We start from the raw sequence: 14,274 nt of genomic DNA, 5'->3' as shown, positions 1-14,274 counted from the left end.
CGGGCAGAGCCGACCTACGTTAGTCCTCCGGGGCATGTTCCACGGGAAAATGCCAGATCCCTCACCCGTCACGCACACGTTGCGTAGCTTCGGCGTCACTCAGCCGAGTCCCAGGCGGGAGGGGAGCGACGGTGCCCGGAATCGACGAGTGCCTCTTGGACGCCATGCGCCTGCCCGGTGCCCGAGGCGCCGCGTTGGTCGACTGGACCAGCGGGCTGGCCCTGGGCAGCGTGGGCGAGTCGCCGGGCGGCGATCCGGAGACGGCCGCTGCGGAGGCGGCGGAGTTCGCCCGACTCGCCGCCGAACAACGGGCGTTCGCCCCGGACGACGGCCCGGACGACGGCCCTGGCGACGGCCCTGGCGACGACCCCGGCGGCAGCCCGGCCGACGGCTGCGGGGCCGACCCGGCGACGGCGGGCGGGCCGCCGGTCGAGGATCTGATCGTCAGCAACCGGGACAGCTACCACGTGCTGCGGTTCGTGGGGGCGGCGTTCGACGGCGAGGTCTTCCTCCACCTGTGGCTGGCCCGCCCGGAAGGCAATCTGGCGCTGGCCCGCATCCGGCTGGCCGAGCTGGCGAGACAACTGGTGCTGATATGACCGCCGTCCGCGTGTCCCCGCCCCCGATGCCGCCGCCCCCGCGCCTGCCGACCCGCGCGAGAGCCGAGGCCCGCACCCGGACCGGGCTCTCCCCGATGCTGACCCGCCTCGCCGCCGAGCGCGCCACCGGCGTCCTGGTCCGCGCGCACGGCACCCTGCACCTGGCGGACGGCCTGGTGGTGCACGCCGAGAGCCCCGCCGCCCCCGGTCTCGACGTCCTGCTCCCGGCGCACGCCGCCCTCGGCGCCGACGACTGGGCCCACGTCCTCGCCGAGGCGGGCGGCGACGCCCACCGGGCCGGACGCCACCTGGTCGCCACCGGACGGCTCACGCCGGGCGCGCTGGAGATATGCCGACTGACGGCGCTGCACGACGCCGCGTACTTCACGCTGGCCCCGAGCAGCACCCCGGGCCGCTTCCGCTACGGCACGGCGAGCGGGGGCCGGGGCGAGGGCGGAGACCGGGGCGGGAGCGGAGGCGGGCACGGCGAGGGGCGCGACCTCAGCGCCGGTGCCGGGACCGCCGTCGGGGTGGGTGCCGAGGTCGGGGTGGGTGCCGGGGTCGGAGTCGAGGTCGGGGCCGCCGTCGGGACCGGTGCCAGGCTCGGGACCGGTGCCAGGCTCGGGTCCGGAGTCGGGGCCGGAGTCGCGGTCGGGGTCGGGGTCGGGATCGGGGTCGGGGTCGGGCGGCCGTTGACCGTGGCGGTCGTGGAGCGGGAGACGATCCGTCGGCGCGCCCTGCTGCACCGCATCTGGCCGGACCCGCGCCCCGACGACGCCCCGCTCACCGTGGCCCGCCGCCCCGCCGCCCCCGCGCTCACCCGCCGTCAACGCGCCGTCGTCGCCCGGGTGGACGGCGTCCGCACGGCCACCGACATCGCCCGTGACCTGGGCCGGCTCGCCTTCCCCACGCTGGTGGACGTCCGTCGGCTGACCGCGGCCGGGGTCCTGGACCCGGGCCCGCCCCGCACCGGCACCCCGGCACCGGCGCCGCCCGCGCGGGGAGCCGGCCTCCGCCACGAGGACGTCGTTCCGGAGCCGCCGCCCCACCCCGATCCGCGGTCGTACCCCGAACTGCTGTCGTCCGATCCCCACATCACGCTGCTGAAGAGGCTCAGAGATGCGCTGGAGGCCCTTTGAGAGGAGACACCGGATGGCCGCGCAGCCCGAGATCCAGGACGAGTTGCGCCGGTTGCGGGCCCGGGTGCCGCAGCTCACCGGGGCGCTCGCGACCGGCGCGAACGGCGGCCTGCTCGCCCAGGACATCCCGGGCGCCGAACCCCGGACGGTGGCCGCGCTGGTCGCCGCCGCGCACGGCACGGCGGTACGGCTGGCGGACGGGACGGGGCAGGGGGCGTTCCGTGAACTGCTGGTGCGCGGGGCGGACGGTCACGTCGCGACGTTCGCGGCGGGCGGGACGGCGGTGCTGACGCTGCTCGCCGAGGACCGGGTGAACGTCGGCCGCCTCCTCCTGGAGGGCCGCCGCTCAGCGGCCCGCGTCGCCCACCTCGTCGACACCCACGCGACAACGACGGCGACACCGGCCCCGACAACGACACCGAGGGCACCGGCGCCCGCGAAACCCAGGTCGGCCAAGCACGCGGCCGCCGCCCCGCCCACCGAACCGGCACCCGCACCGCCCGCCGGACCACCCGCGAACTCACCTCCCGCGCCCGCCCCCGAGCCCACCCCCGGGCCGACCGCCGACCCGGCCGACCCGGCCGACCCACGGACCGGAACAACGCGCCCGGCAACCACCACGAACAGCACCACGACCACCACTACGCACGGCACCACGCACGGCACCACGACCAGCGCCGCGCACAGCAACGCGCGGACCAGCAACGACAGTTGAAAGCGACCGAGGGAGCACATGGCATGGCCAACACCGAGACCTCATTGAAAGAGGCCCTGGCCTCCATCGAGGGCGCGACCGGTGTCGCGCTCGTCGACTACACCAGCGGGATGGCGCTGGGCACGATGGGCGGCAGCAAGAGTTTCGACCTGGGGGTGGCCGCCGCGGGCAACACGGACGTGGTGCGCGCCAAGATGCGGACCATGGAACACCTCGGGCTCAAGGGCCAGATCGAGGACATCCTGATCACGCTGACCGACCAGTACCACCTGATCCGCCTGATGAGCGGCCGGGGCGGCAACGGGCTCTTCCTCTACCTGGTGCTCGACTCCAAGCGCGCGAACCTGGCGATGGCCCGCCACCAACTGCGCCGGATAGAGGAGCAGTTGGAGATCTGACGCCCCGCGGAAAACAGGCCGGCCCGGCTAGACGAGTGCCCCGGTGCGGCGACGCGTGCCGCCCGGGGCCGCGTCGCCCGCCGCGATCCCCGTACCCCGGAACGCCTTGACGGACCGCCCGACCGGCCGCCCGCCGTCCCCGGCGAGCCAGTCGACCCGCACCCACAGCAGCGTCTCGGTGGCCCGCTCCCGCCGCCCCAGCCAGGCCGCCTTCAGCCACAGCCCCGCACCGCCCCCGGCCAGCGCCAGGCCACCGGCGACCGGCACGGCGAAGGAGGCGCCGAGCGCGACGAGGGCGCCGAGCAGCAGCCACCAGCGGTGCCCGCGACGCCAGTTGCGCACGGTCACGGCACGGTCCTGGAGCACGTCGTGCTTACCGGCGCGCGCCGCCGCGCCGCCCAGCTTCACGTACCGCTGCCGCCGTACGGTCGCCACCAGCGCCGTCACGACGAGGAACAGGGCCGCCCCGGCCAGCACCCCGATCCGGCGCCCGGTCAGCCCCGGCACCAGCAGCCCGATGCCCGCCACGCACACGCCGGGCCACCACAGCGGGGCGGCCCCGGCCCGCACCACGACGGCCACCCGGGCCAGCCCCTGTCCGCCACGAGCCCCGCGCGCACCGCCCGTGCCGCCTGCACCTCTGGCCACCTTCGCCTCCTCAAAGCCCGGTCACAGTCCGTAGGCCGGGGAGAGTAGCGAGCGAATGTGAGACCGCCCTGAGAACGCCCCCCGCGCCCCCGACCACGCCCGCGCACGCCCCTGACCAGCCCCTCCCTCCTTTTTTCCTTCCCTCCTCCCCTAGTCCCCTACCCCTCTGCTCCCCTACTCCACGAAGAGGCCGCGGGTCGCCGCGCGGGCGTCGAACTCCTCCAGGCGGGCCTGCGCGTCGGGGAGGTTGTCGCACATCGCCTCCAGCAGCACGCGGCCCAGCAGCATCGGGGCGCAGGCGGTGTCGAAGGCGAGGCCGGTGCCGACGGCGGCGGGCAGCAGCAGGTCGGACACCTTGGCGACCGGCGCGAACGCCGAGTCGGCGACCGTGACGACGGTCAGCCCGGCCTCCTTGGCGAAGGTGAGGATGTCGACGACCTCGCGCGGATGCCGGGGCAGCGCGAAACAGAGCAGGGCACCGGCACCGGCCCGGACGGCGGCCTCGATCCGGTCGTGGATCATCGTGCCGCCCTCGTTCAGCAGCCGGACGTCCGGGTGGACCTTGGCGGCGAAGTAGGCGAACCCGTAGGCCTGGGCGGCGGCGGCCCGCAGCCCGAGCACCGGCAACGGGCTTGAGGCGGCGAGGAGTTGACCGGCCCGGCGCAGGGGGCGGGGGTCGGCGAGGAGTTCGGCGAGGTGCTTCAGGTTCTCGATCTCGGCCTCGACGGCCTGCTGGTACTCGTTGTAGGTGCCGGGTTCGGCGCTCTGTTCGGCGGGGGCGACCTCGCGCAGGTGGCGGCGGAGCGCCGGGTAGCCGTCGAAGCCGAGGGCGACGGCGAAGCGGGTGACGGAGGGCTGGCTGACCCCGGCGAGTTCGGCGAGTTCGACGCTGGAGAGGAACGGGACGTCGGCGGCGCTGCGGACCATGCTGTGGGCGATGCGCCGTTGGGTGGGCGTGAGCCGGTGCCCCTCGAAGAGCGCCTGCAACCGCCCGGCCGGGCTGTCGGTCACGCCCTCCTCTTCGTCCGCGCCCATGTGCCGCTCCCCCTCCACGTGTCCGTGCACCGGGACCGCCACCCTGACGGCCACCGCCTATTCAACTACCGAGAACCCTGCATGACGCCATGCACCCGGGCAAGGCACCCGGAACCGATCGCCCACCCCCTCCCCGCAGAGCACCCCCGCTCCCTCCCAAGAGGGGGTATCGCGGCGGCGATGATCCACCGAGGAAAGTGTCAAGTGTCGTTAAACAGCCACTCTGTGTAGCTGTATGCGTGCATAACGTGATGTTGCGCTCATTGGCACAACTTCTGAGGATGCGTCATGGCCTCGAACCGCAGGGCCTTTCTGACGGCGACCGCCGTCGGTGCGCTGACCGTCGCTCCCGCACAGGCGGTGCCCGCTTCGGCGGACCCCGTCCGGGCACGCCGCGGCCCACGCCCCCCGTCCGCCCGCGCCGCGCTGGACGAACTACTGGCCGGCAACCACCGCTACGCCACCGGCCGCCCCGGCCACCCGCACGCGAGCGGTCGGCGCCGTCATCTGCTGGCGGCGGAGCAGCATCCGTTCGCCGTGGTGGTGGGCTGTATCGATTCCCGGGTGCCGCCGGAGCTGATCTTCGACCAGGGCCTCGGGGACCTGTTGTGCATAAGAACGGCGGGCCAGGTGCTGGACGAGGCGGTGCTCGCGTCCATCCAGTACGGCGTGGAGGAGTTGCGGGTGCCGCTGGTGCTGGTGCTCGGGCATGAGCGGTGCGGGGCGGTGGCCGCGACCCTGGAGCATCTGCGCACCGGGGGCCGGGTGCCGGGCCACCTCGAATTACTGGTCGACGAGATCGCCCCGGCCGCCCGCCGCACCCGCGACCTGCCCGGCGACTGGGCCGAGCACACGATGACGGCCCACACCCGCTGGGTCCGCGACGCCATCCGGGCCGACCCGGCGTTCGTACCGGCGTATGTGGCGGCGGCCCGTTTCGACCTCGACACGGGCGTGGTCACGCTGCTCGACTGACCGCCGCCGCACCCCCGTTACCCCTCTCCTGCCCCTCCCCCCACCACCAGGAACCGCCCCATGCCCCGCGCCCGATCACCCCTGTCCTCCTCCCTGACTTCCTCCCTGACGTCGGTCCTGCCGTCAGTCCTGCCGTCGTTCTCCGATCTCCGTTCGATGACCCGGGCCCCACGCCGTGACCTGCTGTGCGGGTTGACGGTGGCCGTGGTGGCGCTGCCTCTCGCGCTGGGATTCGGGGTGAGTTCGGGGCTGGGGGCGGCGGCGGGGCTGACGACGGCGATCGTCGCGGGGGCGTTGGCCGCGCTGTGCGGGGGCAGTGCGCGGCAGGTCAGCGGCCCGACGGGGGCGATGACGGTGGTGCTGGTGCCGATCGTCCACCACTACGGCGCCGGGGGCGTCCTGACGGTGGGGCTGCTGGCCGGGGTGCTCCTGCTGGGCCTGGCGTTCGCGCACGCGGGGGCGGCGATGGCGTATGTGCCGGCGCCGGTGATCGCCGGTTTCACCATCGGCATCGCCTGCGTGATCGCCCTTCAGCAGGTGCCGAACGCGCTCGGTGTGCCGTTGCCCCACGGTGAGCAGGTGGTGGTGATCGCGGCGCGGGCGGCGCGGGAGTTCGGGGCGGTGCCGCACTGGCCGGCGTTGCTGCTGGCGGGTGGGTGTGCCGTGCTGATGCTGGCGGGCGCCCGGTGGAAACCGGCGGTGCCGTTCTCGCTGGCGGCGGTGGCGACGGCGACGCTGGCGGCGGAGGCGTTGCACCTCCCGGTGGCCCGGCTGGGCACCGTCCCGGCGACGCTGCCGACCCCGTCCCTGGCGTTCTTCGACGTCTCCCGCGTCCCGTCCCTGCTGGCCCCGGCGGCGGCGGTGGCGGCGTTGGCGGCCCTGGAGTCGCTGCTGTCGGCGTCGGTGGCCGACGGCATGCGCCCCGGCGAACGCCACAACCCGTCCAAGGAACTCTTCGGCCAGGGCATCGCCAACCTCGCCGCCCCGCTCTTCGGCGGGGTCCCCGCGACGGGCGCCATCGCCCGCACCGCCGTCAACGTCCGTACCGGCGCCGCCTCCCGCCTCGCCGCCCTCACCCACGCGGTGGTCCTGGCCGGGATCGTGGCGGTGGCGGCGCCGTGGGTGGCGCGCATCCCGTTGCCCGCGCTGGCGGGTGTGCTGCTGGCGACGGCGATCCGGATGGTCGACTCGGAGGCGGTGCGGGCGATGGCCAGAGCGACGCACGGGGACGCCCTGGTCCTGGCGCTCACGGCGACGGCGACGCTCGCGCTCGACCTGGTGCGGGCGGTCCTGCTGGGCCTGGGCGTCTCCGTGCTGCTGGCGCTGCGCGCGGCGGTCCGGGGCACCCGGCTCACCCCGGCGGCGTCGGACGAACTCCCCGGCACCGGTTCGCCCACGGTGACCTACCGCTTCGACGGCCCCCTCCTCTTCGCCGCCGCCCACCGCTTCCGCGAGGGCCTCTCCCAGGTGAACGGCGTCGCGACGGTCGACCTGCGGCTGTCCGGCGTGACGGCGATGGACGCGACCGGCGCGCTCGCCCTGAAGGACGCGGTGGACACCCTGCACGACCGGGGCATCGAGGTCCACCTGACCGAGGTCGCCCCGGCCCACCGCCGCACCCTGGAGTCACTGGGCGTCCTGCCCGCCCCAACTCCGGCGCCGGACAAGGGGGTTGTCCCCAGTGCGGCGGGCGCCCCCGCTCCCTGACGTGGATTCCCACGGCGGAAGGGGAGCCGGGGATGAACACACGGGACGCCGAACTGAAGAAGGAACTCGACGCCACGCTTCAGGCACGCAGGGAGTTGGGCGAGGGGGAGGGGAGTTGGGGGGGCGCGTCCCGCCCTCCGGCGGCGAGTTCAAGAGCACCGAGCAGAGCAACTCACCACGCCCTGCTGCACCTGCCACTCAACTCTCCGCCGAGTTCGGCACGGGCCGCCTCCGCCGGGGAACGTCCCAGCAGTCGAGCCGCTCGGTGACCCAGACGGGGCTGACCTGATACTCGCGGGCGAGGCTGGTGATGGACGCCCCGGCGAGGTAGCGGGCGGTGACATCGGCTCGGTCGCCGGTGAACTGCGCCTGTGCGGCCCGCACTTCGGCGGTGGAACGACGCCGGGTGCGGCCCCGGAAGACGTGCCCGGCGGGCCGCCGCAGGGCGTGGGCCTCGTGCCGGTGCCGCCGGGGCACGCCCCACTCGACGAGGCGCAGGGCCAGCCAGTTGGCGGTGACGCCGTAGTCGGCGGCGATGCGGGAGACGGGTTCGCGGGCCTGGTAGCGCCGGATGATGGTGTCGCTGTCGGCGCGGGCGGCGTCGCGGGCGGCGGCCTTGAGGTGAGGGGTAGTTGTCACGGTGACGTCCATGGGTCCTGCGTTGCGAGTGCATGGAGGGGGTGAGCGGGGATGCCGGGTGCGGAACGGCCGTGCTGGACAGGCCAGTTGGCGTGGAAGGCGACGGGCCAGGCGGTGAGGGTGTAGATGCAGCCGTCGGTGTCTGTGAACCTCACGAAGAGGGGGTAGCCGCTCTTGATGTGCGCCCGGGCGGCGTCGAGTTGGGCCGGATCGGCCGCCCAGGCACGGAGTCGGGCGGGCCCGGGGGGTGCGGGATAACTGATGGCGTGCATCAGCGGCGACACCCAAGGCCGCCGGACGGGGACGGGGTCGAGCCGTTCGGCGAGGTGCAACGCCCGCCCACTGAGCCAACGGAGCACCAGCTTGGGGGAGATGGACTGGAAGGCGGCCAGCACGCACTGGGCGTTCTCGCCGGTGCCGTGGACGGGCCCTTCGGCGCGGACCTCGGCGCGGTAGAGGGAGGGTTCCAGGGCCGGGATGCCGGTAGGGGGAAACGGCTTACAGGGCAGGCCAGTTGGGCGTCGTCGGCGTCGGCGTAACCAGCGGGGCAGGCGGAAGGTGCGCCGGGGGCGGGCGGTCACCGGGATGCCTGCCTGGCCTCGATGCGGGCGCGCTCTCCTGCGGCGAGGGCGTCCAGATCGGTCACCGGGTCGATCTCGTGCAGGGTGACGATGAGGCGGGCGGCGAGGACCCACCGCAGGGCGACGGGGTCGGAGTAGTAGCGGACCTCGTCGACGCGTCCGGTGAGCGGGGTGAGGGTCTCCGGGTCGTAGACGGTTCCGGCGACGCCCCAGTCGACGGTGTATCCGACGAGGGCGGCGACCCAGCCACGCCGGAGGAACGGGCAGTGCTGGACGGCGAGTTGAGCGCAGGTGGCGTGCAGCGGGGGACTGGAGGTGCGCTCCCCGTCGCCGATGGGGTGCCGGTCGGCCGACGCCCCGAACAGGAACAGCAGGCGTTGGTCCGCACGGGCGTCGAGGACACCTCCGCCGCAGACCTGGCAGCGGGAGCGGGTCATGGTCTGGCGCTGGCGCAGGGCGTGGACGGTGTCCCAGCGGGGCTCACCGACGCCGGGCACGGCGGGCATGCGCATCCACAGCACGTTCAACTGCCGGTCGACAGCCGGGTCTTCGTCACGGAAGCCGAGGCCGCTGAGCTGCCTGCCGTGGCGGACGACCAACGCCTGCGGCGGCGGGTCCTCGCCGGACCAGGCGGTGAGAAACGGGACGGGAACGCCGTTCCAGTACCGGATCGGCCGGATCACCGACGGCCCTCCCGGATGAGGCGCAGCAGGATGCGGCCGACGTCGCATCCACCGGCGTTGTCGGTGCACTGCTCACAGCTCGGGGCGTGCTCCATGAGGGCGCGGTGAGCGGCCTGACCGGCGTGCTTGCGACAGGACCGCAGGAAACAGATGCGGCCGGCGGGGTCTTTCTGCTCTCCGAGGTCGACGGCGGTCTCGATGGTCAACCGCGCGCCGTCCCAGACACACGTGCGGCCGGAAGCCTGGTGCTCATCGAGGTCGGCCAGCGCGGGCAGCGCCAGAGCGGTGAGAGCGTCCGGCGGGACCTCGCACGGAGTGCTGGTCCCGGTCTCCCTCTGAGGGGGACTCGCCATTCTGTGCGGCATGTCGACTCCTTCGCAGTCGGCCACGCCCCGGGATGTCTCTGTCTCCCGGAGTCGTGCTTCATGCATAGAGAGTCGTCCGCTACGTGCAGTCACGGGATGACCGTCGGGGGTTACCGAGGCGGTAATACACTCGTTCCTGGTTCGGTACCGCGTACCCAAGCGCATCCGATCGAACGGAAGTTGGACCGATGGGCACCACCACACCCGGCTTACTCGCCCCTGATGTCCTCGACAGAGCCGACCTCAAACGCGCTCTGGAAGAGCACGACTTCGCCGCCGCCTTCGCGCTCATCAAGAAGTGGGGCGGTTTGTCGCAGAACCGCATCGCAGCGGCATGCCAGCTCACGCCCGGCAAGGTCTCCACGATCATCAGCGGCCAGCAACAGGTCACCAGTTTCGACGTGATCTGCCGTATTGCCGACGGACTACGAATTCCAGGGCGCATGGTCGGGCTCGCCGACCGGCCTTGGGAGAAGGAGCCCGACCTCCCCGATCAGCCGACACCGATCCCGGCCACCACACGGTTATCCGACGACGGAACCTGGCACGCCACCTCGACCGTGCACCTGGCCACAGACCTGACCAGGAGTGACCTCGTAATGGATCGTCGCGCCATAACCCGCGCTCTCGCAGGCACAGCATTGTCGGGGGCCCCGCTTCTCGACTCCCTGGAAGGCTGGCTCCAGCCCCCCGCGCTCGCTGAGCCCGGCCATCGCACAGGGCGCGTCAGCATGCGGGAGGTCCAGGAGTTGGAGGCCACGGCCGCTGTATTCCGTGCCTGGGACCATCGTTATGGCGGAGGCCTTCGGCGCAAGGCAGTCGTCGGTCAGCTGAACGAGGTTGCCGGGCATCTCGAAGAACACCAAACGCCCGACGTACGGCGCGGTTTGTTCCGCGTGATGGCCTACCTCGGAGGCACGGCCGCCACGATTGCTTGGGACTCCGGACTTCAACCGCAGGCTCAGTCCTACTACCTGCTCGCCGTGCGCGCTGCCCACGCTGGCGGCGACAACGCGTTCGGGGCAAATGTGCTCGCGGGCATGGCCCGACAGATGCTGTACCGGGATCGTCCGCAAGATGCACTCGAACTCGTGCACATGGCGCAGAAGGGTGCCAAGAACGCCGGGCCCCGTCTGCGGGCCATGCTCCATACACGCGAAGCCTGGGCATACGCAGCCATGGGGCGCGGTGTGGCCTTCCGCCGTGCCACAGGTGAGGCCAGCGAAGCACTCGCCGGGGCCGGACAGGACGAAGACCCTTACTGGATCGCGTACTTCGACGAAGCCGAGCTGGCCGGTGTCACCGGTGGCCGCCTCCTTGATCTCGCGCGGAAAGAGCCTCAGCAGCATGCCGAGGAGGCCGCGCAATCGATCCGGCAGGCAGTGGACCGACGTGGACCGGAGGCCTCGCGCAGCCATGCTCTCGACGTGATCGGTCTGGCCGAGTGCCACTTCCTCATGGGCGACGTGACCGAAGCCGCCGATCTCACCAGAAGCGCGGTCGAGGCGGCATCCCGTACCCAGTCCGAGCGGGTAAGGACGCAACTCGCCCAGCTGTATCCATATACGGTCGGCCGCAGTGTTTCGCATCGTGTGGTCGAGGCCCGCACCATGATCCGCGACATGCTGTCGAGTTGAAAGGGAGCACCCGTACCATGACCACCATCGCCGTGACCGGACACATGGACCTCACCGAGGACAGCGTCCCGTTGGTCCGTGACGCCCTGCGCGAGACCCTGCTGCCCTACGCCGCCGACCTGACCGGCGTCTCCTGCATCGCCAAGGGCGCCGACTCCCTCTTCGCCGACGTCGTCCTCGAACTCGGCGGACGCCTCATCGCCGTCGTCCCGTCCCTGGACTACCGGCACACCAAGGTGAAGCCGGACCACGCCCCCACCTTCGACCGCCTCACCGCAGCCGCCACCGAGGTCATCACCCTCGACCACCACACAGCGAACCGCACCGCCTACGAAGACGCCAACCGCCACCTCCTCACCCACGCCGACCGCCTCGTAGCCGTCTGGAACGGCGAACCCCCGACAGGCAAGGGCGGCGGCACCGCCGACACGGTCATCGAGGCCCGCGCGGCAGGAGTACCGGTCGACGTGGTGTGGCCACACGGCACAACCCGGAAGACCTGAACCGGCCCGAGGAACCCCCGATCACCTCCCAGCACGGGCCAACCCATTCCAGCCCGTCCGGCGCTTGAGGACGAGGCCGTCCAGGCCGAAGCGGGGTCTGGGGGCGCAGCCCCCAAGTCTCTTCGGCACCGAGGGAGCGCAGGCCAGCACCAACCAGCCCGTCCGGCGCTTGAGGACAAGGCCCGTTCGGGCCGATACCGGGGGGCTGAGGGCACCGCCCCCTCGCCCTCTCCCCGGGTCGGAACAAGGAGGGTCAGAGGGGGAAGCTCCACGTTCCACCCGGCGTCATCAGACGGCTCCCCTCGGCCGAGAGTTCGGCCCGCATCGAGTGCAGGGGGAACCGCCCGTTCTGCTCCCACCGTCGGAGCACGCGTTCCAGACCGTCCCAGAGCCGACGGGGTCCACTCTGGTGAACGACCGCGGTCGTTCCGCCCTCGGCCCGGGCCCAGGCTCCGTCCTCGCCGAGCAGCCAGAGCACCCGGCGTCGGTCGTCCGGGTAACTCGCCGCGCGGACCTCGATCCCGGGTGTCTCCAGTTCGTACAGCCACCGCAGCGGCCAGTCCTCCCACAGATCGGGGATCGCCCCGTCCAGGACGCTCACGTCCTCGCCGTCGTACACCCGGGCCGCCTCGAACACGTCGTTCAACTTGGCTGGATAGTCGGCCTGTTGACGTACCTCCATGAACGTCGCCGGATCGGGCTGGACGCTCCCGCGCGCGACGCCGTCCGCGCCCATGTCGGCCGTGATCAGCAGGGCAGTGCCGGTGATGGTGGTGACGAGCCGGCCGCCGGGCTTCAGCGCGCGCAGCCATGAGGCGGGCACCGGGCGGACGGACACGGTGGCCATGATGCGGTCGTACTCCGCGTCCGGGAGTTCCCCGGTGGCGTCGACGGCCACCACGCGGGGCGTGCGCCCGAACCCGGCGAGGCGGGTGCGGGCGGCCTTCACCAGGTAGGGGTCGACGTCGACGCTGGTCACGTTCGCGTCGCCGAACCGGCGGGAGAACAGCGCGGCGGAATATCCCGAGCCGGTGCCGACGTCCAACACCCTTTCACCGGGACGGACTTCGAGCTGGTCGGCCATGGAGACGATCAGCCCGGGGAGCGTGGACGACGACGTCGGGTCGCCTGTCCCCCGTTCCCCGGCCCGGGCGTGGTCGGCATGGGTGGAACCGACCCGCGTGACCAGGGTGTCATCCGCGTACGCGGCCCGCAGGAGTCGGGCGGAATCCTCGGCCGGATCGACCAACTCCCATTCCACAAAGGGGCTGTTGGGGATGCGCTGCCACCAGCGAGGGACGAGCAGATGCCGGGGCGTGTGGCTGACGGCGTCGTGCCACGCGGGGGCACCGGCGGTCACCTGATCGGCAAGTGCCTTGGCCGCAGCCGTCCATGGGGGTGTCACGGGCATGTGTTGTCTCCTTGAAGGGCGTCGGCCAGGGCCTCCACCAGCGGGACGCCGGCCTTGACGGCGAGCCAGTGCCATTGGCCGTTCGGGTTCACCTCGAAGAACACCCAACGGCCGTCCGGTGTCACGGCGAAGTCCAACGCGCCGAAGAACAGGCCGAGTTCGTCCATGAGGTGCCGCACGCCCGTCTCCACGTCGAGGGGCATCGCGACGGGTTCGTAGGTGAGCGACCGGTAGTCGGTCCGCCAGTCCAGCCGTGCCGCTTCGCTGCCCGCGTGGATGGCCACGGGGAACATGCGGTCGCCGACGACCGTGAGCCGCACCTCGTACGCCTTGTGGACGCGTTCCTGGAACAGATGGGAGGTCCCCCTCACCCCGTCGTCGACCTGGTCGGCCGAGACGAGCGCCACAGGAAGGAACTGCCGTTTCCCGTCCGGCCCCAACACCCCGCCGCCGAGCCCCTTGTAGACGACCTGGTCGTTCCCGATGAACGTCCGGGCGTGCTCGGGGTCCGACGTGATCACGGACCGGGGAACGTCGAGACCGGCACGGGCGGCGACGGCGAGTTGGCGGGGCTTGTAGTTGGCCGCCGAGTCCGCAGCGGGATGGTTGATCCACCGCACGGGCAGCGAACCGAGCACGCCCAGCAGCCCGGGGCGGGCTTCCGAGACGGCGAGCGCACGGGCGTCGCCGGGCCAGGCGTCCGGTGTTCGGAATTCGTTGGGACGACGCCACCAGACCGACTTGACGGTCTCCAGGCGAACCGTACGGCGCTGGTCGGAGCTGGTGAGAGCCCCCGCCCAGCCGTCCCCGGTGAGGGAGACGGCCAGCCTGGAGGCAGTCGGGAAGTCGGCGGTGTCGTACCTGACGACGTGCTCACCACGTTGCGCCAACTCCTCGACCACCGCGTCGGCTGTGAGATCGTCCCGGCCGGTCAGGACGAGTACGGGGCGCATGTCAGTAGAGGTCGGTTCCACTGTCGGACCCCGACTTGTTGCTGTCGCCGCTACTGGTCTCGGTCTGCGTCTCCGGCTTGGCGGCGGACTCCGCGTGCCACGGGTTGCCGGAGGCGGAGACGTTCAGCTGAAGCGCCTCGCTGTAGGTGATCACGGGCGCCTCGCCGTCGTCCGGCGGCGGCGACACCAGATACCGGACCCCGAACGGAACGGCCGGAGCGTTAACGCTAGTCATCTCTCGTGACCTCCAGTGCGTGCGGTGGGTGATGCCCTGCGCGAGGCCGGG

At 72.4% G+C, this 14,274-nt stretch carries 17 protein-coding genes; 8 read left to right on the top strand and 9 right to left on the bottom strand.

Annotated features, from left to right (window positions below; translation table 11 throughout):
- Positions 1-131: 131 nt before the first annotated feature.
- From ACIQOU_RS18360 to ACIQOU_RS18345, 4 genes are read left to right on the top strand one after another with little or no spacing between them, the layout of a single operon-like run.
- The gene (locus tag ACIQOU_RS18360) at positions 132-599 is read left to right on the top strand and encodes a hypothetical protein (RefSeq protein ID WP_401537757.1); all 468 of its coding nucleotides are present in this window, start codon (positions 132-134) and stop codon (positions 597-599) included.
- Positions 596-1,738, top strand: coding sequence for a hypothetical protein (locus ACIQOU_RS18355; RefSeq protein ID WP_401537756.1), 1,143 nt, complete (start codon positions 596-598; stop codon positions 1,736-1,738). The genes ACIQOU_RS18360 and ACIQOU_RS18355 overlap by 4 nt, the downstream gene beginning before the upstream one ends.
- A 13-nt stretch (positions 1,739-1,751) precedes the next feature.
- Positions 1,752-2,453 (top strand): roadblock/LC7 domain-containing protein, encoded by a 702-nt coding sequence (locus ACIQOU_RS18350; protein ID WP_401537755.1) that lies wholly within the window; start codon positions 1,752-1,754, stop codon positions 2,451-2,453.
- A 23-nt stretch (positions 2,454-2,476) separates the two neighbouring features.
- On the top strand, positions 2,477-2,851 hold the full coding sequence (locus ACIQOU_RS18345) for a hypothetical protein (RefSeq protein WP_401537754.1): 375 nt from the start codon (positions 2,477-2,479) through the stop codon (positions 2,849-2,851).
- 27 nt (positions 2,852-2,878) lie between these two features.
- Here the strand turns inward: ACIQOU_RS18345 and ACIQOU_RS18340 are convergent, their stop codons facing one another.
- Both ACIQOU_RS18340 and ACIQOU_RS18335 read right to left on the bottom strand, forming a co-directional pair.
- Complete coding sequence (locus ACIQOU_RS18340; protein WP_401537753.1) at positions 2,879-3,499, bottom strand: hypothetical protein; 621 nt, start codon at positions 3,497-3,499, stop codon at positions 2,879-2,881.
- Between the two features lie 174 nt (positions 3,500-3,673).
- A complete protein-coding gene (locus ACIQOU_RS18335; protein WP_401537752.1) occupies positions 3,674-4,534 on the bottom strand; it encodes a MurR/RpiR family transcriptional regulator in 861 nt (286 codons plus the stop codon).
- A gap of 288 nt (positions 4,535-4,822) precedes the next feature.
- Here ACIQOU_RS18335 and ACIQOU_RS18330 point away from each other — a divergent pair, with 288 nt between their 5' ends.
- The gene (locus tag ACIQOU_RS18330; RefSeq protein WP_401537751.1) at positions 4,823-5,509 is read left to right on the top strand and encodes a carbonic anhydrase; all 687 of its coding nucleotides are present in this window, start codon (positions 4,823-4,825) and stop codon (positions 5,507-5,509) included.
- A 60-nt stretch (positions 5,510-5,569) separates the two neighbouring features.
- Positions 5,570-7,216, top strand: coding sequence for a SulP family inorganic anion transporter (locus ACIQOU_RS18325; RefSeq protein WP_401537750.1), 1,647 nt, complete (start codon positions 5,570-5,572; stop codon positions 7,214-7,216).
- A 198-nt stretch (positions 7,217-7,414) separates the two neighbouring features.
- Here ACIQOU_RS18325 and ACIQOU_RS18320 read toward each other — a convergent pair whose 3' ends face one another.
- From ACIQOU_RS18320 to ACIQOU_RS18305, 4 genes are read right to left on the bottom strand one after another with little or no spacing between them, the layout of a single operon-like run.
- Entirely contained in the window at positions 7,415-7,855 is a 441-nt protein-coding gene (locus ACIQOU_RS18320; protein WP_401537749.1) for a hypothetical protein, read from the bottom strand.
- Positions 7,852-8,436 (bottom strand): hypothetical protein, encoded by a 585-nt coding sequence (locus ACIQOU_RS18315; RefSeq protein ID WP_401537748.1) that lies wholly within the window; start codon positions 8,434-8,436, stop codon positions 7,852-7,854. Before ACIQOU_RS18315 ends, ACIQOU_RS18320 begins: the two co-directional genes overlap by 4 nt.
- Positions 8,433-9,119 (bottom strand): hypothetical protein, encoded by a 687-nt coding sequence (locus ACIQOU_RS18310; RefSeq protein WP_401537747.1) that lies wholly within the window; start codon positions 9,117-9,119, stop codon positions 8,433-8,435. Before ACIQOU_RS18310 ends, ACIQOU_RS18315 begins: the two co-directional genes overlap by 4 nt.
- Positions 9,116-9,484 carry a hypothetical protein gene (locus tag ACIQOU_RS18305; RefSeq protein ID WP_401537746.1) on the bottom strand — a complete coding sequence of 123 codons (369 nt, stop codon included), beginning with the start codon at positions 9,482-9,484 and terminating at the stop codon, positions 9,116-9,118. Before ACIQOU_RS18305 ends, ACIQOU_RS18310 begins: the two co-directional genes overlap by 4 nt.
- Positions 9,485-9,672: 188 nt before the next feature.
- Between ACIQOU_RS18305 and ACIQOU_RS18300 the strand changes: the two genes are divergently transcribed.
- Positions 9,673-11,121, top strand: a complete 1,449-nt coding sequence (locus tag ACIQOU_RS18300; protein WP_401537745.1) for a helix-turn-helix domain-containing protein — start codon at positions 9,673-9,675, stop codon at positions 11,119-11,121.
- A 17-nt stretch (positions 11,122-11,138) separates the two neighbouring features.
- Complete coding sequence (locus ACIQOU_RS18295) at positions 11,139-11,624, top strand: hypothetical protein (RefSeq protein WP_401537744.1); 486 nt, start codon at positions 11,139-11,141, stop codon at positions 11,622-11,624.
- 253 nt (positions 11,625-11,877) lie between these two features.
- Here the strand turns inward: ACIQOU_RS18295 and ACIQOU_RS18290 are convergent, their stop codons facing one another.
- Genes ACIQOU_RS18290 through tgmA form a run of 3 tightly spaced genes read right to left on the bottom strand, consistent with a single transcriptional unit; the run spans position 11,878 to position 14,223 of the window.
- Entirely contained in the window at positions 11,878-13,035 is a 1,158-nt protein-coding gene (locus ACIQOU_RS18290) for a methyltransferase domain-containing protein (RefSeq protein ID WP_401537743.1), read from the bottom strand.
- Positions 13,026-13,988: an ATP-grasp ribosomal peptide maturase gene (tgmB, locus tag ACIQOU_RS18285; RefSeq protein WP_401537742.1), complete on the bottom strand. Its 963-nt coding sequence runs from the start codon at positions 13,986-13,988 to the stop codon at positions 13,026-13,028. The genes ACIQOU_RS18290 and tgmB overlap by 10 nt, the downstream gene beginning before the upstream one ends.
- A gap of 1 nt (position 13,989) precedes the next feature.
- A complete protein-coding gene (tgmA, locus tag ACIQOU_RS18280) occupies positions 13,990-14,223 on the bottom strand; it encodes a putative ATP-grasp-modified RiPP (RefSeq protein ID WP_401537741.1) in 234 nt (77 codons plus the stop codon).
- Positions 14,224-14,274: the final 51 nt, after the last annotated feature.

The organism is Streptomyces sp. NPDC091279 (genome assembly GCF_044757465.1).
Lineage (GTDB): Bacteria > Actinomycetota > Actinomycetes > Streptomycetales > Streptomycetaceae > Streptomyces.
Note: the sequence above shows the minus strand (reverse complement) of the source record. Positions and strands in the feature narration are given on the sequence as shown.